This window comes from Streptomyces sp. NBC_00483 (genome assembly GCF_036013745.1).
Lineage (GTDB): Bacteria > Actinomycetota > Actinomycetes > Streptomycetales > Streptomycetaceae > Streptomyces.
The window spans coordinates 1374277-1396281 of sequence record NZ_CP107880.1 but is presented as its reverse complement, the minus strand read 5'-3'; the positions used below and the strand labels follow the sequence as shown (position 1 = coordinate 1396281).

21 protein-coding genes and 1 tRNA gene are annotated in these 22005 nt (G+C 68.9%); 16 read left to right on the top strand and 6 right to left on the bottom strand.

The window, feature by feature from the left end; genetic code table 11:
• Positions 1-143: 143 nt before the first annotated feature.
• Positions 144-1670, top strand: a complete 1527-nt coding sequence (locus tag OHA73_RS05905; protein ID WP_267071816.1) for a long-chain-fatty-acid--CoA ligase — start codon at positions 144-146, stop codon at positions 1668-1670.
• 52 nt (positions 1671-1722) lie between these two features.
• Here the strand turns inward: OHA73_RS05905 and OHA73_RS05900 are convergent, their stop codons facing one another.
• Complete coding sequence (locus tag OHA73_RS05900) at positions 1723-1938, bottom strand: hypothetical protein (RefSeq protein ID WP_266716686.1); 216 nt, start codon at positions 1936-1938, stop codon at positions 1723-1725.
• Positions 1935-2345, bottom strand: a complete 411-nt coding sequence (locus OHA73_RS05895; RefSeq protein WP_267071817.1) for a DUF1622 domain-containing protein — start codon at positions 2343-2345, stop codon at positions 1935-1937. Before OHA73_RS05895 ends, OHA73_RS05900 begins: the two co-directional genes overlap by 4 nt.
• A 167-nt stretch (positions 2346-2512) precedes the next feature.
• On the opposite strand from OHA73_RS05895, the gene OHA73_RS05890 reads away from it, so the two are divergent.
• Positions 2513-3283, top strand: a complete 771-nt coding sequence (locus OHA73_RS05890) for a sulfite exporter TauE/SafE family protein (RefSeq protein ID WP_327654389.1) — start codon at positions 2513-2515, stop codon at positions 3281-3283.
• Between the two features lie 84 nt (positions 3284-3367).
• Here the strand turns inward: OHA73_RS05890 and OHA73_RS05885 are convergent, their stop codons facing one another.
• The gene (locus OHA73_RS05885) at positions 3368-5458 is read right to left on the bottom strand and encodes an MDR family MFS transporter (protein ID WP_327654388.1); all 2091 of its coding nucleotides are present in this window, start codon (positions 5456-5458) and stop codon (positions 3368-3370) included.
• A gap of 248 nt (positions 5459-5706) precedes the next feature.
• Positions 5707-6207: a DUF309 domain-containing protein gene (locus tag OHA73_RS05880; protein ID WP_327654387.1), complete on the bottom strand. Its 501-nt coding sequence runs from the start codon at positions 6205-6207 to the stop codon at positions 5707-5709.
• 127 nt (positions 6208-6334) lie between these two features.
• Here OHA73_RS05880 and OHA73_RS05875 point away from each other — a divergent pair.
• A tRNA-Pro gene (locus tag OHA73_RS05875) sits at positions 6335-6408 on the top strand.
• A 664-nt stretch (positions 6409-7072) separates the two neighbouring features.
• Here OHA73_RS05875 and OHA73_RS05870 read toward each other — a convergent pair.
• Both OHA73_RS05870 and OHA73_RS05865 read right to left on the bottom strand, forming a co-directional pair.
• Entirely contained in the window at positions 7073-7393 is a 321-nt protein-coding gene (locus OHA73_RS05870) for a 4a-hydroxytetrahydrobiopterin dehydratase (protein WP_267071821.1), read from the bottom strand.
• A gap of 3 nt (positions 7394-7396) precedes the next feature.
• Complete coding sequence (locus OHA73_RS05865) at positions 7397-8641, bottom strand: Twin-arginine translocation pathway signal (RefSeq protein WP_267071822.1); 1245 nt, start codon at positions 8639-8641, stop codon at positions 7397-7399.
• Between the two features lie 1013 nt (positions 8642-9654).
• Here OHA73_RS05865 and OHA73_RS05860 point away from each other — a divergent pair.
• From OHA73_RS05860 to OHA73_RS05800, 13 genes are all read left to right on the top strand, one after another.
• Positions 9655-10125, top strand: a complete 471-nt coding sequence (locus OHA73_RS05860; protein WP_267071823.1) for an ATP-binding protein — start codon at positions 9655-9657, stop codon at positions 10123-10125.
• A 297-nt stretch (positions 10126-10422) separates the two neighbouring features.
• Entirely contained in the window at positions 10423-10977 is a 555-nt protein-coding gene (locus tag OHA73_RS05855; RefSeq protein ID WP_267071824.1) for a hypothetical protein, read from the top strand.
• Positions 10971-11855 (top strand): hypothetical protein, encoded by an 885-nt coding sequence (locus OHA73_RS05850; protein WP_327654386.1) that lies wholly within the window; start codon positions 10971-10973, stop codon positions 11853-11855. The genes OHA73_RS05855 and OHA73_RS05850 overlap by 7 nt, the downstream gene beginning before the upstream one ends.
• Before the next feature lie 225 nt (positions 11856-12080).
• Positions 12081-12641, top strand: coding sequence for an SAF domain-containing protein (locus OHA73_RS05845; RefSeq protein ID WP_267071826.1), 561 nt, complete (start codon positions 12081-12083; stop codon positions 12639-12641).
• 44 nt (positions 12642-12685) lie between these two features.
• Entirely contained in the window at positions 12686-13495 is an 810-nt protein-coding gene (locus OHA73_RS05840) for a MinD/ParA family ATP-binding protein (protein ID WP_267071827.1), read from the top strand.
• On the top strand, positions 13492-14841 hold the full coding sequence (locus OHA73_RS05835) for a CpaF family protein (RefSeq protein WP_267071828.1): 1350 nt from the start codon (positions 13492-13494) through the stop codon (positions 14839-14841). Before OHA73_RS05840 ends, OHA73_RS05835 begins: the two co-directional genes overlap by 4 nt.
• Positions 14838-15779: a type II secretion system F family protein gene (locus OHA73_RS05830; RefSeq protein WP_267071829.1), complete on the top strand. Its 942-nt coding sequence runs from the start codon at positions 14838-14840 to the stop codon at positions 15777-15779. Before OHA73_RS05835 ends, OHA73_RS05830 begins: the two co-directional genes overlap by 4 nt.
• On the top strand, positions 15776-16675 hold the full coding sequence (locus OHA73_RS05825) for a type II secretion system F family protein (RefSeq protein ID WP_267071830.1): 900 nt from the start codon (positions 15776-15778) through the stop codon (positions 16673-16675). The genes OHA73_RS05830 and OHA73_RS05825 overlap by 4 nt, the downstream gene beginning before the upstream one ends.
• 117 nt (positions 16676-16792) lie before the next feature.
• Positions 16793-16996, top strand: a complete 204-nt coding sequence (locus OHA73_RS05820; RefSeq protein WP_267071831.1) for a hypothetical protein — start codon at positions 16793-16795, stop codon at positions 16994-16996.
• A gap of 3 nt (positions 16997-16999) precedes the next feature.
• The gene (locus OHA73_RS05815) at positions 17000-17407 is read left to right on the top strand and encodes a TadE/TadG family type IV pilus assembly protein (RefSeq protein WP_267071832.1); all 408 of its coding nucleotides are present in this window, start codon (positions 17000-17002) and stop codon (positions 17405-17407) included.
• Complete coding sequence (locus OHA73_RS05810) at positions 17404-17838, top strand: TadE/TadG family type IV pilus assembly protein (protein WP_323187299.1); 435 nt, start codon at positions 17404-17406, stop codon at positions 17836-17838. The genes OHA73_RS05815 and OHA73_RS05810 overlap by 4 nt, the downstream gene beginning before the upstream one ends.
• A complete protein-coding gene (locus OHA73_RS05805; RefSeq protein ID WP_267071833.1) occupies positions 17835-18287 on the top strand; it encodes a pilus assembly protein TadG-related protein in 453 nt (150 codons plus the stop codon). Before OHA73_RS05810 ends, OHA73_RS05805 begins: the two co-directional genes overlap by 4 nt.
• A 56-nt stretch (positions 18288-18343) precedes the next feature.
• Positions 18344-21175 (top strand): BTAD domain-containing putative transcriptional regulator, encoded by a 2832-nt coding sequence (locus OHA73_RS05800; RefSeq protein WP_267071834.1) that lies wholly within the window; start codon positions 18344-18346, stop codon positions 21173-21175.
• Positions 21176-22005: the final 830 nt, after the last annotated feature.

Sequence of the window (22005 nt, the reverse complement as noted above, 5' to 3'; positions counted from 1 at the left end):
CCAGGGCACATACCGCCCGGTCGGGTCCGAGGCGTAGAGTCCCCCAGGAGGACAAAACTAGCGGCGCTAATTTACTGCTACGGAACCCTCCCGACCTGGTCCACCGCCGAACCAGCAGTCAGTACGGAACGGAGCGCTACCCGATGGCCACCCTCTCGCTCGCCGCGATCCTCGCCGACAACGCCCGCCGGTACCCCGACAAGACAGCCCTCGTCGCGGGCGAGCTGCGCAGCACCTTCGCCGAGCTGTGGCTCCAGGTCCGCAAGCAGGCCGCCGCCCTCGCCGAGCTCGGCGTCCGCCCCGGCGACAAGATCGCCCTCATGGCGCCCAACACCGCCGAGTTCCCGCGCGCCTACTACGCGGCCATCGCGGCCGGCGCCACCGTCGTCCCTGTCCACCTGCTCCTGTCGGCGCACGAGGTCGAGCACGTCCTCAAGGACAGCGACTCGACGCTCCTGCTGTGCCACCCGGCGCAGGCCAAGACGGGCGAGGCCGCCGCGGACGCCGTCGGCATCCGCACCGTCGCCCTCGGCGCCGACGGCGAGCTGGAGAAGCTCACTCAGGACGCCGAGCCCCTCGCCACGTACGCCACCCGCGACGCCGACGACGCGGCCGTCGTCTTCTACACGAGCGGCACCACCGGCGTCCCCAAGGGCGCCGTGCTCAGCCACCTCAACCTCGTCATGAACGCGACCGTCGAGGCCTTCGACTGCAACGAGCACAGCCCCGACGACATCGTCCTCGGCGCCCTGCCCCTCTTCCACGCCTTCGGCCAGACCGCCTCCATGCACGCCGTGTGGCGCGCAGGCAAGACGCTCGTCCTGATGCCGCGCTTCGACGCCGCCAAGGCCGTCGAGCTGATGGTCCGCGAGCACGTCACCGTCTTCCAGGGCGTGCCCACCATGTACGTGCACCTGCTCACGGCGGCCGCGCAGGCGCTCGAGCAGGGGGCCGAACTGCCGCGCCTGCGCGTCGCAGTATCCGGCGGCGCCTCGCTGCCCGTCGCGGTCCTCGAACGCTTCCAGGAACTCTTCGGCGCCCCCGTCCACGAGGGTTACGGGCTGAGCGAGACCTCGCCCGTCGCCTCCGTCAACCAGCCCTGGTACGGCGCGAAGGCGGGCACCATCGGCCACTCCATCTGGGGCGTCGACGTCGAGGTCGCCCGCGCCGAACTCGACGACCGCATCGAGCTGCTGCCCACCGGCGAACTCGGCGAGATCGTCGTCCGCGGCCACTGCGTCTTCTCCGGCTACCTCGGCCGGCCCGAAGAGACCGAGAAGGCCCTCGTCGACGGCTGGTTCCGCACCGGTGACCTCGGCACCAAGGACGAGGAGGGCTACCTGCGGATCGTCGACCGCAAGAAGGACGTCATCATCCGCGGCGGCTACAACGTCTACCCGCGCGAGGTCGAGGAGGTGCTGATGCGCCACCCCGCCATCGACCACGTCGCCGTCATCGGCCTGCCCGACGACGTGCACGGCGAGGAGGTCTGCGCTGTCGCCGTCCTCAAGCCCGACACCACGCTCGACGCCGCTGAACTCACCACGTGGTCCAAGGAACACCTGGGCAAGCACAAGTACCCGCGCCGCGTGGAGTTCACCGACCAGCTGCCGCTCGGCCCAAGCATGAAGGTCCTCAAGCGCGAGCTGCGGGAGACGTACGCGGGTTGAGGACGGGCGGCCCGACCCGACCGGAACCGTGGCAGCCGTGACCGGCGGCTGGTCAGAGGATTCTGCGCAGCACGATCGCCACTGCCGTCAGGGTGATGGTGTCCCATGACGGCCGGTCGGCCAGCCGGATGAGGGCGGCGGCGGTCAGGAAGTCGAGCAGCACGACCAGCGCCTGACGCACCGTGTGCGTCAGGCGCCAGGCCGCTGCTGCGGCGAAGAGACCGAACGCGCAGACCAGCACGGCCGCCCGCGGCAGCCACTCACTCATGTCGGCCGTTCCTCGGCGCCGGGCGCGGGCGCCGAGCGGCCCTGTTCGATCTCGGCCCGCTCCTGGGCGATCTCGCGTCCGAGGAAGTAGTTCAGCGCCGTACGGATGGCCGCGATGGCTGCCAGCTGGCCGATCTCGGCGAAACTCGGTGCGACCGCTGTGCGCAGCACGTCACCTGCGAGCTGGAACTCCAGGCCCAGGACGAGGAACCGGCCCAGGCCGAGCCTGATCCGGCTGAACTCCGCCTCCTTGCCGCGCCTGCGCACACCTGCCCGGACGAACTGTGCGAAGGCCCATGCGGCGCCGATGAAGATGATCAGCGCGCCCGCGGTCTCGACCAGCCTGACCAGCAGGCCGATCAGATCGTGCAGCGTCGACTCGGGCAGCACTTCTGCCAGCGGGGTCATGGAGGGAGACTCGTCCCCAATTGGCCAGGACACAAGGCCGAGTTCGCGCCGCCCGGAGGGCCGGACGCGGTGCATGCGGGCCTACGGGACCGGTGGAACGTAACCCGTATCACCATGCGGCGCCCCTGACGCCGGGCAGGTAGTTGCGTCTAGCATCTGTCCTCGCCATGCACGACATATTCGGGATAACCCCCTGGGAGTTCTCCGCCTTGGCCGCCGCGGCCATGGTGGTGGGTTTCTCCAAGACGGCCGTCAGCGGCGCCAATACGGTCAGCCTCGCGGTCTTCGCCGCGATCCTGCCCGCGCGCGCCTCCACCGGGGTACTGCTCCCCATCCTGATCTGCGGCGACATCCTCGCCGTGCTCACCTACCGGCGGCACGCCCACTGGCCCACCCTGTGGCGGCTGTTCCCCGCCGTCGGCGCGGGCGTGGTCCTCGGCACGGTCTTCCTCGGCTTCGCGGGGGACGGGGCCGTACGGATGTCGATCGGCGCGATCCTGCTCGTCATGGCGGGCGTAACCCTCTGGCGCCGCAAACAGGCGGCCGCCGCCGCTGCCGACACCGAGGCGACGCAGACCCGCGCGGCACGCGTCAAGGCGGGCTCGTACGGGGTGCTCGGCGGCTTCACCACCATGGTGGCCAACGCGGGCGGCCCCGTGATGTCCATGTACCTGCTGTCGGCGGGCTTCAAGAAGCTCGGCTTCCTCGGCACCTCCGCGTGGTTCTTCCTCATCGTGAACTCCGCCAAGGTGCCGTTCAGCGTGGGCCTCGGCCTCATCGACGGCCGCTCGCTGCTCCTGGACGCCGCGCTCTGCCTCTTCGTGGTGCCGGGCGCCATCATCGGCAGGGCGTGCGTGAACCGGATCAACCAGCGACTCTTCGAGCAACTGGTCATCGCGGCGACGGTGTTGGGCGGCCTCCAGCTTCTGCTGAACTGAAGGTCGACGGTGTCGGGTGTCGACCGTGCGGGGCGGCCTCCAACTCCTGCTGAACTGAAGGCCGCTGCCGACCCCGTACCGGTCCTACATGGGGACCAGGGCCCGCTCCGAACCCGACTGGCTGGTCAGCCCCTGCGCCATGTCCTCGGCGAGCAGCCGCTTCGCGATCGAGTCGACCGCCATCCGCAGCTCCGCGTCCGCGGGGCGGCCGACATCGGCCTCGACCTTCTGGCTCAGCCAGTCGCCCCAGGCGCTGTTGATGACCTCCGACTCCCGGTGCCCCGCCTCGGTGTGCGAGAAGTACGAGCCCGTACGCGTCAGATAGCCCTCGTCGACCATCCGCTGGAACACCGGTACCAGCACCTCCGGCGGCACCCTGCGGCGCGCCGCGATCATCCCGAGGCTCGCGTGCCCGACCATCCGCGTGAAGAAGTCCACCTGCATCACGGCCCAGGCGCCCGCGATGTCGAGCCGGGTCTCGGACTTCTCCAGGATCTGCCGCGCGGTGTTGAGGTTCGTCTCCTTTACCAGGTTCGCCACGGCCCGTTCCAGCACGTGCGAGGAATCGCCCGACGACGGCTGCGCGAAGCCCTCGCCCATGTCCGAGGAACCCGCGCGCGCGGTGTCGCGCAACTGCACCTGCTTGAGGAACAGCGCCACCAGGAACCCGATGAGCGCCACCGGCACCGTGCACAGGAACACCGTGTGCAGCGAATCCGCGTACCCGTTGACGATCGGCTCGCGCGCCGCTTCCGGCAGGCCGTGCAGCCCCTGCGGACTCTGCGCGGCCTTCGCGAGGGCTTCCGGCGAGATCCCGGTGCCCGCCCGCGCCGCGTCCGCCACCCCCTGCTTCAGATTCGGCTCCAGGCTGTTGGCGTAGATGGTGCCGAACACGGCGGTGCCGAACGAGCTGCCCAGCGTACGGAAGAACGTGACACCGGAGGTCGCGGTACCCAACTCCGCATACTCGACGGTGTTCTGGACGGCGATGGTCAACACCTGCATGCACAGACCGATACCGAGTCCCAGCACGAACATGTACACGGACTCGAGCCACGCACTGGTCGAACTGTCCATCAGGGAAAGCAAATACAGCCCGAGCGCCATCACAAGGGCGCCCACGATCGGAAAGATCCGATACTTTCCGGTCTTGCTGACAACATTGCCGGAGAAGATTGACGCGATCAACAGACCGATCACCATGGGCAAGGTGCGTACACCCGAGATGGTGGCCGAGTCCCCGTCCACGTACTGCAGATACGTCGGCAGGAACGTCATCGCGCCGAGCATCGCGAAGCCCACGATGAAGCTGAGGATCGAGCAGACCGTGAACACCGGGTTGCGGAACAGATGCATCGGCAGCATCGGTTGCTTGGCCCGCGTCTCCACCCAGCAGAACAGCCCGAGCGCGACGATGCCGCCGACGAAGAGCCCGATGATGACGCCGGAACCCCACGCGTACTCGTTGCCGCCCCAACTGGTCGCAAGAATCAGGGCGCTCGCCCCGACCGCGACGAGCGCGATGCCGAGATAGTCGATGATCGGCTTCGCCGCCGACTTCACCACGGGGATCGTCCGGGCGGCGGCGATGACGACGATGATCGCGATCGGTACGTTGACGTAGAACGCCCAACGCCACGTCAGGTGGTCCGTGAACAGCCCGCCGAGCAGCGGCCCGATGACGGTCGACACACCGAAGACGGCGCCGATCGCGCCCTGGTACTTGCCGCGCTCGCGCAGCGGGATGACATCCGCGATGAGCGCCATCGCCGTCACCATCAGACCGCCGGCGCCGATGCCCTGCAGCGCGCGCCAGGCGATGAGCAGCGACATGTTCGTGGAGAGGCCGCACAGGAACGAGCCGGTGATGAAGATGATCGCCGAGAGCTGGAAGACGATCTTGCGCCCGAACATGTCGCCGAACTTGCCGACGAGGACGGTGGCGACGGTCTCCGCGAGCAGATACGCCGTCACGACCCACGACATGTGCGCCGCGCCGCCCAGATCCGACACGATCGTCGGCAGGGCCGTACCGACGATCGTCTGGTCCAGGGCGGCGAGCAGCATGCCGAGCATGATCGTCCCGAAGACGACATTGCGACGGCGCTTGTCGAGGACCGGAGGCGCGGCCTCTGCGGCCGGGGGCGGGGCTGCGGCTTCTTCGGTGGTCGTCACCCTCGCAGCGTCACATCGGGGCCAGGGCGGCGCATGTGGGTGGGGGCCGGACCGGTGACATGCGCTTGCCGCGTGGGATGGGGGTGTGCGCGCCGGGCGCCCCGGGTCGGACGGGAGACGTCCGCGCCGGGGCACCGCGCGACGGACGGGGGCACGCGCGCCCAGCGCTCTGTGTCGTACAGGGGACCTGCGCGCCCAGCACCCGGCGCCCGTGTCGGACGAAGGACGTGCGTGCCCGGCGCCCCGCGTCAGGTCAGGCGCGGGGCGACGGCGGCGGCATCCACGGCTTCGGCACTCCGCTCCACCTCACCGGCCAGCTCCTGCGCCCACCGCACCAGCCCCGCCGTGTCGAGCCCGGCCGGGGCGACGCCCTGCCCCTCGCCCTGCCACTCCACGAGCCCGTCCGCTCCGCGCCGCAGCAGCCGGGCGCCTCCGGTTGCGTTGCCGCGCGCCGCGTGCGTCAGCCCGACGGCGGTCTGCGCGAGGGCCCGCCACAGCCCGCGCTCACTCTCGGGCCCCGACTTCCACGCGTCCTCGAACACCTCGTGCGCATGGAAGGGCCGCCCGGATTCGAGCAGCGCCTGCGCCTCCGCGACGCTCTGCGCGGCGGTCCGCACGACCCCTTCGGGCTGCCGGTCGACGCCGGCCGCACCATGGGGGAGCGGCCGCCCGAGCCCATCACGGGGCCGGGCATTACGAGCCCGCCCCTCTTCGTCCCGATCCCGGTCATCCTCGCGTGAAGTGCTCATACGCCGATTCTCGCTCAGCCGCCCACGCCCCGCGGATCCGGTTTCAAACCACCCCTGAGCTTGGGGTATTGTTCTTCTTGTCGCCGCCGGATGGGCCGGATAACACCGGGCCGGAGGCAGTGGACATCGGGACGTGGCGCAGCTTGGTAGCGCACTTGACTGGGGGTCAAGGGGTCGCAGGTTCAAATCCTGTCGTCCCGACAGTTCGAACGATCGAACGTCGCAGATGAGGGGCCGTTTTCGAACGGCCCCTTTCTCGTGTTCCGGGGTGGCTGGGAGAGGGCTTGCTCCCACGTGCTCCCAAATCGGCGGTCAAGGGGTCACCGCGTCAACGTGGCGCCCGTTTCGGCTCCCACCGGCGTTCCCGATGGTGTCCCCATCGAGGACGCGGGTTGACGGTGTGGTGCAGGTCACATTGCCTTGTTGTGGTTATGGGGTCGCCCGGGTGAACCCATAACTGGAATTCGGTTATGGGGCCGGAGAGTTGACGACCCCATATCCGGTGGAGCGTGTCCCCTTGTCCCGTGGGGAGCAGATCTCGATGCAGGCTGTCACGAGATGTTGAACGCGGTGGGGCGCCACGGGCGGACGTCGGGGGATCTGCGGTGCTCGTCGATGGTTGAGGGGGAGCACATGTCTGTGGAGCGGGTGCTGTGAGGCGCTCTCGCGCGCTCTACGACCAACCCTGGCCGGGCCGATGCCGCCGATCTCTGAGGTGACCGCCACCGTGGCGCCAGTCAGTCGCGGACGCGGGACCCGAATCCAGTGGGGCGCGGACGGAGGGAGCGCGCTCGCGATGGTTCAGCCCGGCCTGCCCTAATGGGGTCTGCGGGCTCCGCGCAGACGGTGTGCGGTGGCACAGAGGTCAGGAATCGAGGGGCTCTGCGTCGTGGGCTGTGGCGATGGCGTCGATTCGCTTCGCCAGGTCGAAGTCGGCGGCGGTCAGGCGGTGGCCGGCGTCGTGTGTGGTGATCGCGAACCGGACGATTCCCCATCGGAGGTCGATGTCGGCGTGGTGGCCGATCAGCCGCTCGACGTCGGCTACGTGCACGATCAATGCGACACCGCCGTGGTAACGGATCCCGAAGGTGCGGGTGATTTCGTCACCGACGCGCTTCCAGCCGGGCAGGGCGTCGAGCGCGATCACGATCTCATCCTCGGTCAGCGGCACCGGGTTGTCGGCCACGCTTCAGCTCTCCTCGTTCACAGGTGCCAGGACCTCCGCCAGGTCCTGGCCGACCGGTGCATCCTGCCACGGCCGCATCGCGCGCTGTAGGGCGCCCAACTCCCGGCGCATCCGGGCTGATCGTGTCTCCACGGCGATGTCGGCAACAGTGCGGGCGATGTGCACGGCCTGGTCTGGGTCCCCGGAACCGGCGGCAACGGTCGCCTGGCGTGCCAGATAGACCCCGCGGTCTCGCCGCGCGGTCTGCGGGACGGCATCAAGGACCTGTGACCACAGCGTTGCCGCTTCCCGGCCGAGTCCGAGACGTCCGTAGCAGGTGGCCCGCTGCACCTCGAGGTAACCCGGTGTGCGTTTACAGGCGTTGCCCCACGGCAGGTCGTCGTCGACGCGGGAAAGCAGGTGGTCGGCTGTGTCGAGGAGGCGGTCGACCGTGCTGCGGTCCCGGGTCAGGCTCGCGCCGTGTGCCTGCTGCTGCAGTGCCATGATGTGGACCTTCGGCATGAGGCGGTGCTGGTCTTCCAATGCCGCCTCGCACAGATCGATGACCGCGGGCCCATCGCCCAGGTCGGTACGCACCTGGGCCTGGTTGACGAGGCTGTAGCCGATCAGATGCGGGTCTCGGGAACGCACCGCTATCTCCTGCGTCACTCCGCGCCAGAACGAGGCGCCCTGCATGTCCCCGGCATCCTGATAGAGCCAGCCCACGAGCGCGGCATACGCTGCGCCTACCCGCAGCAGCCCGCTTCGGGTATCGCCTTTGGCCGAGCGCACCAGCTTGTCGATGAGCTGGTACTGCGCGGACACGGTGCCGATCAGATCATGCGGGCCGAGCAGCATGTCGGCCCGATAGTGCCCTTCCAACTGCTCCTGAAAGTAGTCGATCAGGGCGGGGTCGACATGCTGGGGCGTAACCGGTCCGGCGATCAGTGCGGCCGCCGTGACGGAGACGAATGCGCGGCGCTTCACCTGGTCCTCTCCGTGCTGTTCGGGCCGGATCCAGCCGGGCGGCGTCGTGAACCCGAGATCTTCCGGCCACCGCCCAAGTGCGTCATGCAGGACGACGGCGGTCTCCGCGGCCGGCCAGCCCGGTCGCCCGCCCTCCCACCGTCGCCAGGTACGCGCCGACACGGTGAACTGCCGGTCTTCAAGCAGCTGTTGGCCATGCTCGGTGAGCCGGGCTGCGGCCTGCTCGACGGTCCGCCATCCCACACGCAGCCGTGCTGCTCTCAGTGCATCGTTACGGGCCATACGTACAGTCTGCAGGCTCATTCCGCTCGTTCCTGGCCATGGCCGCCACGTGGCCACGCATGGCCACGGCGCGGCCTGGTTGCCTCTCACCGTGCGCAACCATCATCCGACTGTGACCACGAGACGTGCATCGAACAGCGCAGAAACCCCCGCCCCCGAGGAGGCGGTCGCCGGCGTGGCCGACGCGCCACCCGTGATGGTCCCTGCGTTCCGGTCGCTCTCCGAAGCGCAGGTGTGCGGGCGCATGTGCGTGTGCTGTGGCGTCGTGTTGACGACGGCCACGTCCGTGGCGTTGCCAGAGCGGGTGAGCGAGGGGCGGCGCTGGTTCCCTCGGGTCTGCACGCAGTGCGCCGACAGTGCCATCCGGTACCGCAACCTCATCGACCACATTCAGACGTGCGAGCAGTGTGTCGACGAACCCGCTCGATGCGAAGAACACCGGGCGCTACGACTCGCCGTGGGGAAGGCCCGACAGCTGAGGGGTTACCCGCGCCTGTGCTGGTGCTGTCAGCGGCCCGTCGCGCCGGACCAACAGCTCGAGCAGCGGGACGTGTTCAGCGCCACCGGCGCCGGCGCCGCCATCGACCTGCATCAGCTGTGCCCGAAGGTCGCGCCGCCATCGCGGAGTTGTCCCACGCAGGGCTGCAGTCCATCGAACACGACACGATGAGGAGCTCCGTAGTCGGGTCGGCCAGTGGGCGAGTCCGAGCAGCGCACAGCGACGCACGGGGAGGGACTCCGGACAGCATCACGCACCACTCCGACAATCGCGATCAACTCTCTGACCAGGGCTTCCGCTCTTGCCGCGAGCGATGGCCCCATGGGTGCGGAACCCGCTGACGCGATCACCGGAGGTACTCCGTGTTGCTGTCCCTGCCGCTCGCCGGCACCCTTCTCCTCTGCGCTGGCTCGGCCTCGATCGGCTACCTCAGCAGCGCCCTGCACGACACGCTCGCATCCGGCGGTGGACGCCACCGTCGCGCTCGGCGCATCCTCCCGTGGGGTGGGGCGCGATGAGCGCGCCGCCGCACGACGCCACCGTGACCCTCCACTCGTGGAGCGACGGCGATAGCCATGCGCCGAGCGATGCCCGCCGCGCCCTCCAGGCCGCGCTCACGGAGATGAATATCATCGGGGAACCCGCCGACGATGTCACTCTCGCTGTGGGCGAGTTGATCGCGAATGCGGTGGAGCATGCCACCGGGCCCTACACACTCAATCTGCGCCGCGCTGGTGGTGACGTCCTTTGTGAAGTCCACGACACCAGCCAATGCCTACCGCGACTGCGCGTGACCCAGCCCCTTGGCGAGCTCTTCGCACCTTGTGAGGAAGGGCGTGGCGGAGGGCTCGACGCGATCAGTGAAATTCTTGCCGAGCGTGGGCGGGGGTTGCGGATTGTTGACGAGTTGAGCGGCGGCTGTTGGGGAGCCCGGCAGACGGACTCCGGTAAGTGCTGTTGGATGGCCATTCCCTGCTATCCGTAAGGGAGTTGGGGTGCCTCGTGGTGCCCGCGCCGAGCAGCCCGTGGCCAGGTCAGCGGCTTCTTCCTGGTGGCAGGTGGGGCGGAAGTTGTCGTGCCGGATGGGGGCTGTACCTCGTTCGAGCTACAGGTTCCGCTTTCCTCGTACGGCCGGTCCTCAAGCGGAGGACTGTCAAGCCCACGGGCGGACTATCACGCTCCGTGTCGTGGTTGCTGAGTGGAGCGCTGACCAACTCCAGTCGCTTCCCACGGCTGTATGTCTTGCGCCGGACGCGTGGTGTAACTGGGGGGTTGAGCGAACATGGTTCGTCTGTGGACGAGAACGCTGCTGGCTGGGGTGGGAGTGGCGGCGGCTGGTGCTCTGTTGGTCGGTTGCTCGGATGGCACGGCAAAGGTGCGCCGTCTGCCGGAGGCCGAGAAGGGGGCTCCAGCGTCTGCTGGAGGCGCCACCAGTGCGAGCCCGGTTCGGGGCAGTGAGGCGGTGGCCGCCTATCGGGCCATGTGGCACGACCTGAACGTCGCTTCGGAGACCTCGGACGCTTCCTCTTCACTGCTCAATGACCACGCACGCGGCGACGCCATTGCACTCATGAAGTACGGGCTGAAGAAGGCGAAGGCCGAGGGGGTCGTCGGCAAGGGACGTGTCCGGTTGGCCCCGGAGGTAGTCGAGGCGACCGGGGACAAGGTGACGTTGCGCGACTGCGTGGACGGCACGCGCTGGTTGCAGTACCGCCTCGACGGCCGGTTGAAGGATGACATCCCGGGCAGCCACCGCAAGGCGGACGCCACGGTCGAGAAGGTGTCCGGGAACTGGCGGGTTTCGCGCTTCTACCTGTACAAGGCGGGATCGTGTTGACCGCGCACCGCGTCGCAGTGGGAGTCGTGGTGATGGTCTTCACCGGAGCGGCGATTGTGGCCATGCCCGGAGCTGCGGTGGCGGGTGACGAGACCGACTACTTTGCGGAGGCTCCGTGCGCACATGGCGAGTGCGCACCGAAGGCCAAGAGCGTGCGGAAGACGCAACCGAAACAGCCGACGGGGGCTCGCCGTGCTCCGGGTTCGGCGGATGTTGGACGATCATCGAGCAGGGACTACACAAGGCAGCCCAAGGGCGGGGCTCCTGCTGGAACGCCGACTGTCGAATCGTCGGGATGCGAGTACAGCCCCGGTGGACTGTGCGTACTGCCGCAGTTCGACGCCGGTGACGCCGATCCCGACGCCGAGGCCGAGGCGAAGCCGGGGGGTGAGGAAGATGCCGTCCCGATTGAAGTTGTCGTCCAACAGGCGGTCAGCAAACTGAAGTTGCCTCACCCGGAGATTCGTACCAGCCCGGATGAGAGCTTCGTTCAGATCGTTCATGTGCCGACATGGATGTGGGTGGAGCACAAGCAGTGGAAACCGATCAAAGCCTCGGCTTCTGTGGAGGGGCTGACGGTCACGGCGACCGCTCGGCCGCGGCGGACAGTGTGGTCCATGGGAGACGGGGCGCGCGTGGAGTGTGCCGGGTCGGGGACCGCGTACTCGGAGGCGTACGCGCCGAAGTCGCCGTCGCCGGACTGCGGTCATGTCTATGAGCGGGCGTCCGTACCGGGGCCTGCGTTCGTGCTGTCCGTGCGGGTTGTCTGGGACGTGACCTGGCACGGGGGTGGGCAAGGCGGAACGGTGCCGGGGCTCGTCATGGACGCGCACCGGGAGGTGGTCGTGGACGAGGTTCAGGGTGTCGTCACAAGCTGACGCCCTGGTGTGACGGCATGGCCCGCTGCGAGGTGGGCCGGCCGATATTCGGCGGGAACTTCCTTGATCGTGAGGTGAATCGTGGGTACCTCCATGCCTTCTTCAGTTCAACAGAGTGCTCGACGCGGTGTGCCACGGGCGCGAGGTGCGGGGCCGGCAAGTCAACCAGCCGTGGCGGGAGGTGGACGCCGTCGGCTGGGGTGGCTGTGGGCCGGGATCGGTGCGGTGGCAGTCTCGGCCGTCGGCTTCGCGCTGATCGTGTCCGAGATCGGAGGGCGGACGGACGTACTGATGCTTGCGCGGGATGTTCCGGCGGGGCATGTGATCAGGCCGACGGATCTGCGGATCGTGGAGGTTGCGGCTGAGACGGGCGTGGTGCCCCTCGCGCATCGGGGCACGGTGCTGGGGAAGCGAGCTCAAATCCCGCTGACCAAAGGCGCGTTGCTGTCTTCAGGGCAGGTAGGGGAGCGTTCCGAGTTTCCCCCAAAGGGGCTCTCGCAGGTGGCGGTCGCGGTGGAAGCGGGTGGGGCGCCTCCGGACGTCACGCGAGGGGACAGGGTCGCTCTGGTCGCGGGGCCGGATGCCTCCGGAGGGACGGATGACGGTGACGACGCGAAGGGCGCTTCCAGCGTGGTGGGCACGGTGACCGGGGTGCGCGCGGCCGAGTCCGCGGGTGGGCCTCGGGTGGTGAGCGTGCTTGTGGAGACCGCCGCCGCGAACCGGGCCGCGCAGTTGGAGCGCCCTCGGGTGGTCGTGCTGTCGGTTCAGGGGCGTGAGGCCCCGTGAGTCGACGGATTGTGGTGGTCGGGTCGATGACCGGGGCGCCGGGCGTGACGACCAGCGCGCTGGCGCTGGCTGCGGCATGGCCGGTGGCGGCGGACGGTGGGGTGCGGCCGGTGGTGGTCGAGGCGGATCGCTCCGGTGGCGAGCTCATGATCCGGTTCGGGTTGCCGGCGACGCCTTCATTGCTCGACGTGGCTGCCTCGGCCCGTCAGGAGGAGCCCGGTTCTCTATTGGGTGCCGTGAGCGAACTGCCCTTCGGCGTACGCGTGGTGGCCTCCGTTCCTGGGCGGGCACCGTGCGTGGGTGCCGTGCGGGTGCTCGCCAGCAAAGACGGACAGCGGGTGCTGCGCGGCGAGGCGGGCGATACCGGCACTGTCCTGGTCGACGTGGGCCGGATCAGCGAGGACGTAGTGCCGTTGCTGGAAGCGGCGGACCAGGTGGTGCTGGTGACACGGGGATCGCCGGCGGCCCTGACTCAGGTGGCCACGTGCGGACTGGACCTGGACATGTATGTCGGACGGTTCGCGCTGGTGGTGGTGGGGCCGTGCCGGTACCCGGCAGGAGAGATCGCCGACGTGCTGGCCATGCCGCGGGTGGTGTTGTGGCCGTGGGACGGGCGCAGCGTGGCCGCTCTCGGCGGGGCGGGCCGGGCTCGGCTTCGAGCTGAGGGATTTCGGGTGCCCGCGCTGTTGGCCGCTGCCGGTGATCTCGCGCGTCGCTTGATCGGAGCGCAGGGCCTGGCAGCGCAGGTCGGCGAGCGAGCGCAGGGCAACGGCGTCGAGAGCGGCGCCAGGGGCGCGGCTTGTTGGACGCGGGCCGGGCTGGTCGAGGTATCGGGAGAGGGGAGTGGGTCGTGACTGACCTGGGGGTGTCCGCCGGTCTCGTACTCGGTGGGGAGGAGAGCGCGCTGGTCGCGGTGGTGCAGCAGCGGGTGGTGGCTCGCCTGGAGGCCTATGCGGGTGAACGCGAGCGGGCCGGACTGGAACCGGAGGACGAGGCCGCGCGCCTGATCACGGTGGAACGGCTACTGGCGGAGGAACTCGCCGCGCAGCGCCGCGCCGCGCTGGGGCAGGGCAGCCCGGTGATGCACGTCCGGGTGGAGGAGCGCTGTGCGCAGGCGGTGAAGGATGCCCTGTTCGGGACCGGTGGCCTTCAACGACTGTTGTCCGACAAGGATTTGGAGAACATCTGCGTCAACGGCTGTGATGTGGTCTGGGTCAAGGATTCCGCCGGACGCTGGCGTCGTGAGGCGCCGGTGGCGTTTTCGGACGCCGAACTGGTGGAGTTGGTGCGCACCCTAGCTGCGCACGCCGGCGGAGAGGAACGCCGCTTCGATCGGGGCATGCCCCGGCTGAACCTGCAACTGCCGGACGGATCACGATTGTTCGCCGTGATGGCGGTGACGGGGCGGGTGTCACTGACGATCCGTAGACACCGCTTTCCGGCGACATCGCTCCGCGAGCTCGTACGCCTCGGCGTCTGCGACGTGGAGATGGCTGATCTGCTGGGCGCGCTGGTGCGGGCACGGAAGAACATCGTGGTCGGCGGCGGCACCAACGTCGGCAAGACCACAGTGCTGAGAGCCCTGGCCAGTGAGATTCCCAGCGAAGAACGGCTGGTGACGATCGAGGACACCTTCGAACTCGGCCTGGACACGGACGTGGTGGCACATCCGAACGTGGTGGCCATGCAGGCCCGCGAGCCGAACATCGAGGGGCAGGGCGGCATCGACCAGGCGGAACTGGTGCGCTGGGGGCTGCGAATGTCCCCGGACCGGGTCATCGTCGGCGAGATCCGTGGTGCAGAGGTCATCCCGATGTGCAATGCCATGTCGCAGGGCAACGACGGCTCACTGTCCACCATTCACGCCTCGACCTCGCGCGGCGTGTTCACCAAGTTCGCCTCGTACGCGGCCCAGTCGCCGGAACGGCTCACTTTGGAGGCGACAAACCTGCTGGTGGCCTCGGCGGTGCACTTCGTCGTGCACCTGGGCTGGGACGCGTCAGGCTGCCGGGTGGTCGACTCGGTGCGTGAGGTGATCGACGCGGACGGGCCGCAGGTCGTCTCGAACGAGGTCTACCGGTCCGGTCCGGGTGGCCGTGCGGCGCCTGGTGCTCCGCTGCGCACCGAAACCGCTGGCGATCTGGTCGCGGTGGGCTGGGATGCGGGGGCTGCAGCGGCACGTAGGTGGGGGCCGGCATGAACACAGACCTGGGAAAGGCTCTACCGGTCACTGGGGTCGGCCTGGGGCTCGGCGCTCTGTTCGGCCTCGGCATGATCGCGATTGCCTACGGGGTCGTACGGCATGAGGAGCGAGAGGGCGGCGCCGGTCTGTGGCGTCGGTTGGCCGGGAGGCTGCCGGACAACTGGACTGCACGCCGTGTCGTGATGTGTGTGACGGCCGGGGCCTTGGCGGGCGTCCTGACCACGTGGCCGGTAGCGGCGGTGCTGACGACGGTCGCCATGCTCACACTGCCCGGCTTGCTGGGCCCTGACAGGGCGGCGGCGCGGCGCACCGAGCGTATGGAGGCGCTCGCGTTGTGGACGGAGATGCTGCGTGACACCCTCTCTGCCGCTGCCGGTCTGGAGCAGGCGGTGCTGGCCACTGCGGATATCGCGCCGGCCGCGTTGGAAGCGGATCTCGGGGAACTGGCCGCCACAGTTCGCTCCGGGCGGCCGCTGGCGCAGGCGCTGCGGGAGTTCGCCGAGCAGGTCGACGATCCGCTGGCCGACGTGGTGGTCGCGGCGCTGGTGATGGCAGCGGAGCAGCAGGCCAGCAAACTTGGCCCTCTGCTCGGGGAGTTGGCCGACTCGGTGCGTGAACAGGTCGCGATGCGGCAGCGTGTGGACGCCGGACGGGCGAGCATCCGGACCGGGGTGCGGGTCACGGTCGGAGTCACCGTGGGTATGGCGGTGGGCCTGGTGGTCCTCAACCGCCCCTACCTGGACCCGTTCAACACCCTCACCGGGCAGATCGTCCTCGCGGTCGTGGGCGTGCTGTTCGCCGCCAGCTTCACCTACCTCACAGTGATCAGCCGAATCGACGAACCCGTCCGACTCATCGCACCCGGCGCCTCCTCCGGAGGCCGGGGCAAAGAGCCGGTAGGGGCTGCGGGCGCGGGACAGGGGGGACTCCGATGATCGTCATGTTGCTGGGGGCACTGTTCGGGGCGGGCATGGTCGCTTTGGCCTACGGCGCGCGTACCGCGTATCCGAGGCTCGCCGACGTCGTCGCCTCGGTCGAAGTGCCACAGTTGTGGGTGCCTCCGCCCCGCGGAGAGCCTGATGAAGCAGAGTGGGCGACGCGCCTGGGCCGGCGCGCCGTGCCGTTGGTGCGAGCGCTGGGGTTCCCCACGCCTTCGCTGCGCCGGGACCTGGCTGTGTGCGGGACGGACGAGGAACAGCACCTGGCGGGCAAGGCTGTCTGCGCGGTGGCGGGGCTCGCGGCGCCGTGGGCCGTCGCTGCCCTGGTGCGGCTGGGCGCAGGGATCGAGACGGGCTGGTGGACGCCGATGGCCGGTTCGCTCGTCCTGGCGGCGCTCCTGTTCTTCGTCCCCGACCTGAGCATCCGTCAGCAAGCGGTACGCCGACGCCGCGAGATGCGGCACGCCCTCAGCCTGGTTCTCGACCTCACCGTGATCGCGCTCGCTGGTGGTGCAGGTATCCACCAGGCCCTGGCCCAGGCAGTGGAAACGCCGCAGGGATGGGCCGCGGCCAAGCTGCGGCACGCGTTGAACGTGGCCCGACTCACCCGCACCAGCCCATGGCCTCATATCGGCGACCTGGGAAGACAGTTGGGCGTGTCCGACCTGAGTGAACTCGCCTCCACGCTGAACCTTGCGGGCAGCGAAGGTGCCAAGATCCGTGCCTCGCTCGCGGCCAAGGCCCGCGCCATGCGCCGGCACCGCATTTCGGAAGCCGACGGCCAGGCACAAGCGGCGACCGAGCGGATGTCGGTGCCGGTGGTCGGCCTGTTCGCCGCGTTTCTGCTGCTCATCGGCTACCCGGCACTCGCTCACGTCACTGCCCTCGGGTAACACCCGCGCCCGCACCCCGAGCCCGGCCGCTATCACGGCGCGGGATCTGGCACTGATTCGCACGTGACCACGAGAACTCACGAGATTCCGACGAGAACAACGAAAGCAGTGATTGCGATGGCTCGACTCGACACACTGGCCAGCCTTCTGAGTACCCGCTTCGACGACTTGCGTCACCAGATCAAGGAACGTGGGGACGCCGGATACACCACGGAGACGATCATCGTCACCGCGCTCCTGGCCATTCTGGGCCTGACCGTGGTCGGCATCATCGTCGCCAAGGTCACCGCGAAGGCCAACGGCATCGACCTTGGGAGTTGAGTCGTGACCACGCTGAGGCGCCGACTGCGCGAGGACCGCGGGTCCGCCTCTACCCAACTAGTGCTCGTCACCCCAGCACTCCTCGTTCTCGCCCTGCTCATCGTGCAGCTCGCCCTCACGTGGCACGCCCGGCACATCGCCCAGTACGCCGCGCAACGGGGCCTGGCCGCTGCTCGCGTGGAGGACGGCAGCGCCGCAGACGGCAGTGCGCAGGCCCGACGTAGCCTGGCCGCGTTGGGTGGCCGGGTGCTGACCGGACCGTCCGTCCAGGTTGCGCGCACCTCGGCGTACACGACCGTGCGGGTGGACGGATCTGTGATCGCGGTGGTGCCCGGCCTCCATCTGCACGCTTCGGGTACGGCCGCCGGCGCCACCGAGAAGGTCACCTTCCCGACCGGAGCTCAGCCATGATTGGGCCGACCCGAGGCAGCCGCTACGGGCGGGACCGCGGCTCGGCCGCAGTGGAACTCGTTCTGGTCGCACCGCTGTTGGTGCTGGTAATGCTGGTAGTGGTGGCGGTCGGGTTGCTTGTCGATGCCCGTCTTGTGGTGTCCGATGCCGCCCACCAGGCGGCTCGCGCGGCCTCTCTGGCCCGCACCGATACTGTCGCGCGCGGCTCAGCCGACCGCGCCGCGAGCCAGGCCCTGCGCGAGGCTGGAGCGGCCTGCACCCAGCCGCGTGTCCGCCTCGCCACCGGCCACCTCGCGCCCGGCGCCACCGTGACTGCGCACGTGTCCTGCACAGCCGATCTCGGCCGCCTCACGGGAACGGGCCTGCCCGGCCGGGTGCAGGTGGAGGGCACCGCGTACTCCGTCGTCGACACTTACCGGAGCCTGCCATGAACTTATTCTCGGGCCGTCTGCGGACCGTACGGGCTCTCGTGGCAGCCGGAGACGACCGCGGACAGGTGACCGCATTCGTCGTCGGCGTCTTCGCCGCGCTGTGGCTGTTCGCCGGGATCGTCGTCGACGGTGGTTTGGCATTGGCGGGCAAGGCCCAGGCCTTGGACGTCGCGCAGGAAGCCGCGCGCACCGGCGCCCAGCAGATCGACGTCGGTCACCTGCGCCGTACGCACGGTGCCGATGTTCGCCTCCTGCGTGCACAGGCGGTTCGAGCTGCCCGCGCGCACGTCTCCTCCACCGGCGACGCGGGGACGGCCGGCGTGCACGGCGATTCGGTCACCGTGCACGTCACCCACCACCAGAGAACCCAGATCCTCCAGCTGATCGGCGTCACAACCCTCACGGTGCATGCGAGCGGCACAGCTCATGCCGAACGTGCCACCTCGTAAGGACCGTTCACCGCCATATCGCCTCGCCGATGCGCGCCACGAGAAGGGGCACCACCATGGGCCACCCCGTTGGACTGCGCTGTCGGCTGGCCGCGGCGGCCACCGCACTCGGGTCGGCTGCTGTCGTTCTCGTCCTGCTCGCGGGTTTCCCCTATGTCCTGTGGCGCGCCGCAGGCGTCCCGTGGCCGGACGCAGTCGCCTCGTGGAGCGAGTTGGCCGACCGGCTGATGCAACCGATCAGCGACCCCCTGATGGTCGACCTGCTGGCGGTGGTCGGCTGGGTGGCCTGGGCAGGCTTCGCGTTGTCCGCGGTCCGGGAAACCATCTGGTACGCCGCACATCTTCCGGAGCTGCTGCGCGACCGTCGGGCCCACGATGCGCACGTCGCCACACTGTCTCTCAAGGAGTCGCTGGCTGCGGTGTGCGTCGGCGCCCTCGTGGTGGCCCTGCTGAGCCTCTGGCGTCCTCAGGTGTCAACGGCGCAACAGCCCGTCACGACAGGGGAGATGAGGCCGGCAACGGTCGCGACGGGGCCTGTGAATCCGGGCCAGGACCATCAGGTTTCGTCGGCCGGTCGACAGCCGCTTGTCCAGAAGGGCACGGCCGGTGGCACTGGGGTCGTGATTCCGCGCGCGGTGACCGAGTCCATGGAGGTTCGGCATGTCGAGTACGTGGTGGAAAGCGGGGACACACTGTGGGAGATCGCGCACGCGCGCCTCGGCGACGGATGTAAGTGGCCACGCATCTATGCGCTCAGCAAGCACCACATCCAGCCGGACGGCGGTCGGCTCGGTGATCCAGACAGAATCATGCCGGGCTGGCGGCTGACCATCCCCGTTCCACGGGCCTCGGCTGCCCCCTCTGCGCCTGCTCCCGATTCGGACGCGCCTGGATCGGCAGCTCCCCCTGAGTCTGCTGCCCCGCATGAGCCACCGAAGGACGTCGGCGGCGACGGCGATGAGAGCGAGCGGCATGCGGGACGCGAGGACTCCCCGGAGCATAGGCGCGACGGTGCCAACCCGGAGACAGAGTCAAGGTCCGCCCAGATCGGACTCGGAGAGGCCGGGCTGATCGGCATCACAGCAGCGGCCGGGCTGTTGATGGCACGCCATGCGTGGCGCCTGCATCAAGCGCGGCGACGCCAACCTGACCAAGAGGACGAGGAGGCCAGCCTGAGCCCGTTTGTCGAATTGGCCGCTCAGGCAGCGCACGAGGCCTCCTTGCCCGTGCGCCAAGACGATCCCGAAGCCCTGATTACTCGTCGTACTCCGCCCCGGCCTCCACGCGCACCAGGCACGGTGACCATCGGCCTTCGCGACGAAGTCGAAGTCGGACTGGCCGAGCTCGCTGCGGCGGGAGGAGTTGCCCTTCTCGGGCCGGGCGCAGAGGCTGCCGCCCGTGCCCTGTTGGTAGGCATCCTCACCGCCGCCGAACGTTGCCGTCCAGGACGCCCCCATGTCACGGCTGTTGTCCCGCAGCCGCTCGCCGAGCTCCTGCTGCCCGGATTGCCGACTCAATTCACCGCGCTGACTCAGGGCCGTGACCTCACCCATGCTGTCCGTCTCGCCGAACAACACCTGATCACCCACGGCCGTCACGAGTACCTGGAGAACACGGACGCACCTCCGGTCGAATCCGCGGCCTCCACCTCGTCCGGGAGCCTGGTGCTCGACGCAGGTGACTTTGGCCGTCCCGGAACACTGGTCCTGCTCGCCACCCCCGACGCCGCCCACACCGGACAACTGCGAACTCTGGCCGCCCAGAGCAGGCCGGACGCCCTGATGGTGTTCACCCTGGATACTGCACTGCCCGGCGCGAGCCGGTGGCACGTCGATCCCGACGGCACAACCGACACTGCGGCCGGCCAAGGTCCGGGTCCCCTGCGACTCTTCCACCTCACTCCGGATGCCGGCAGGGACATGGTCGACGTCCTCCTCGGTGCCCACGGCCAGCGACCCCACCCACGCGCGACCGGCCACCAGCCCACACGAACTGTCGCCGACCAGGAAGAGAACCCGGCCGCGCAGAGAACCCCGCCCGCCCGCGACGCCCGCCCTCCCCACGTTGCCGCTGAGCATCCGAACGCTGTGCACCACCGCGAGGCCCAACACAAGCCGGTACGCCTGAACGTACTCGGCCCCATCACACTGCACGCGCACGGAAATCCCGACCCCATCGGTGCCAACCTGCGCAGCGAAGTCCACGAATTTCTAGCCCTGCTCGCCGCCCACCCGGCAGGGCTCCTCGCCTCGGATATCGCGGAGAAGCTCCACCTTGCCGACGGCACCGAACAAAACGCGCTGAAGAACCTGCGCCGCGCTGTCCGGCGTTCTCTGCGCCCCGCCACGGGAATCGATGGGCAGGAATTCGTCCTCCTGCAAGGTGAAGTCCACAAACTCCACCCGCAACTGGTAGAAACGGATCTGGCGGACTTCACCGAACTCCTTCGAAGGCCGGCCCGGCGCTCACTTTCCGCGGACGAGGAGGGTGAGGAGTACTCCACCCGTCTCGACGTCGTAAGCCAGGCGTTGGTGCATTACCGCGGGCCGTTCGCCCAAGGCTGCGACTACCTGTGGGCCGACACCATCCGTGAACACGCGACGGCCCAGGCCGCCGACGCCGTCCTCCGCCTGGCGCACCAGACGGAACATGTGGGTGACTCGGACGCCCGCGACACGGTGCTGGCTCTCCTGGAGCGCCTGGGAACGCTCCACCCTGAACATGAGCAGCTGACCCAGCACACCATGCGCCTGTATCAGCAGGCCGGACACCACGACGCCGCACGCAGCACCTACGCCCGCTTGCAGCGACGCCTCGCTGAGCTTGGCCTCGAACCGGCTGCCGCCACCCAGGCCCTTCTTACTCCTGCGTTGCGTCAGCCGCGATAAAGCACAAAAGCGCAGGTCGCGATGCCATGATCGGCACGATCCGGCGACTGCTGGCTCGATGGCGCTTGCCCCGTCGAGTCCGGTGTCGTTTCCCCTGTCATGTCTGTGTTCGCGCTTGGATGCGACGCCCCTGCGGATGGTTAAAGAGCAGGTCAGGTGGCCTAAGAGCCGCCAGGTGGCGAGGGCGACTGTATATCGGTGCAGAAAAGCATCCCGATCTACTACATGCCGCCCTCCCCGGCTCGCATTTCACATCTCGCTATCTCTGCTGACCTCCTCACAGCTCTCCGCTCTCTTCCCTCTATCTCCCCCCTGTTTTTCTTCTCATCCTCTGCCTGCTCTCCGTCCTGCCGGCCCCTGCTTGCCTGGCCTCAGGAGGCCTGGGATGCCTGGGAGGCCTGGAGGCGGCACGAGGCGGAGCCGCAGGTGCCGCCGTGCCGGGCCGCCGTGCCGGGCCGCCGTGCCGGGCCGCCGTGCCGGGCCGCCGTGCCGGGCCGCCGTGCCGGGCCGCCGTGCCGGGCTGGTGGTTCGGACGCGTGCTCGAATCATGGGTTTGCCGGCGCCCGCAGGCCGCCTGGTAATCGGTCGCCCCGTGCGCCGCGCACGACGCAAAGCGTCGCCGCCTCCCGAATTCCCCGGAATTCCGGTCGTGAATTCACGAGAATTCCAGCATTATCAAGCCGGAGTCCCGCTTCAGGTCGGGCCGGAGTCGAGCTATATTTAAATTGTCCCCGAAAAGGCGGGAACGGGAAATGCGAAAGCAGCCCGGCGGGGGAATTTCCGAACGGGTAGCCGAATTCAGGGAAAGGGGTAACCGGCCTAGACGATTG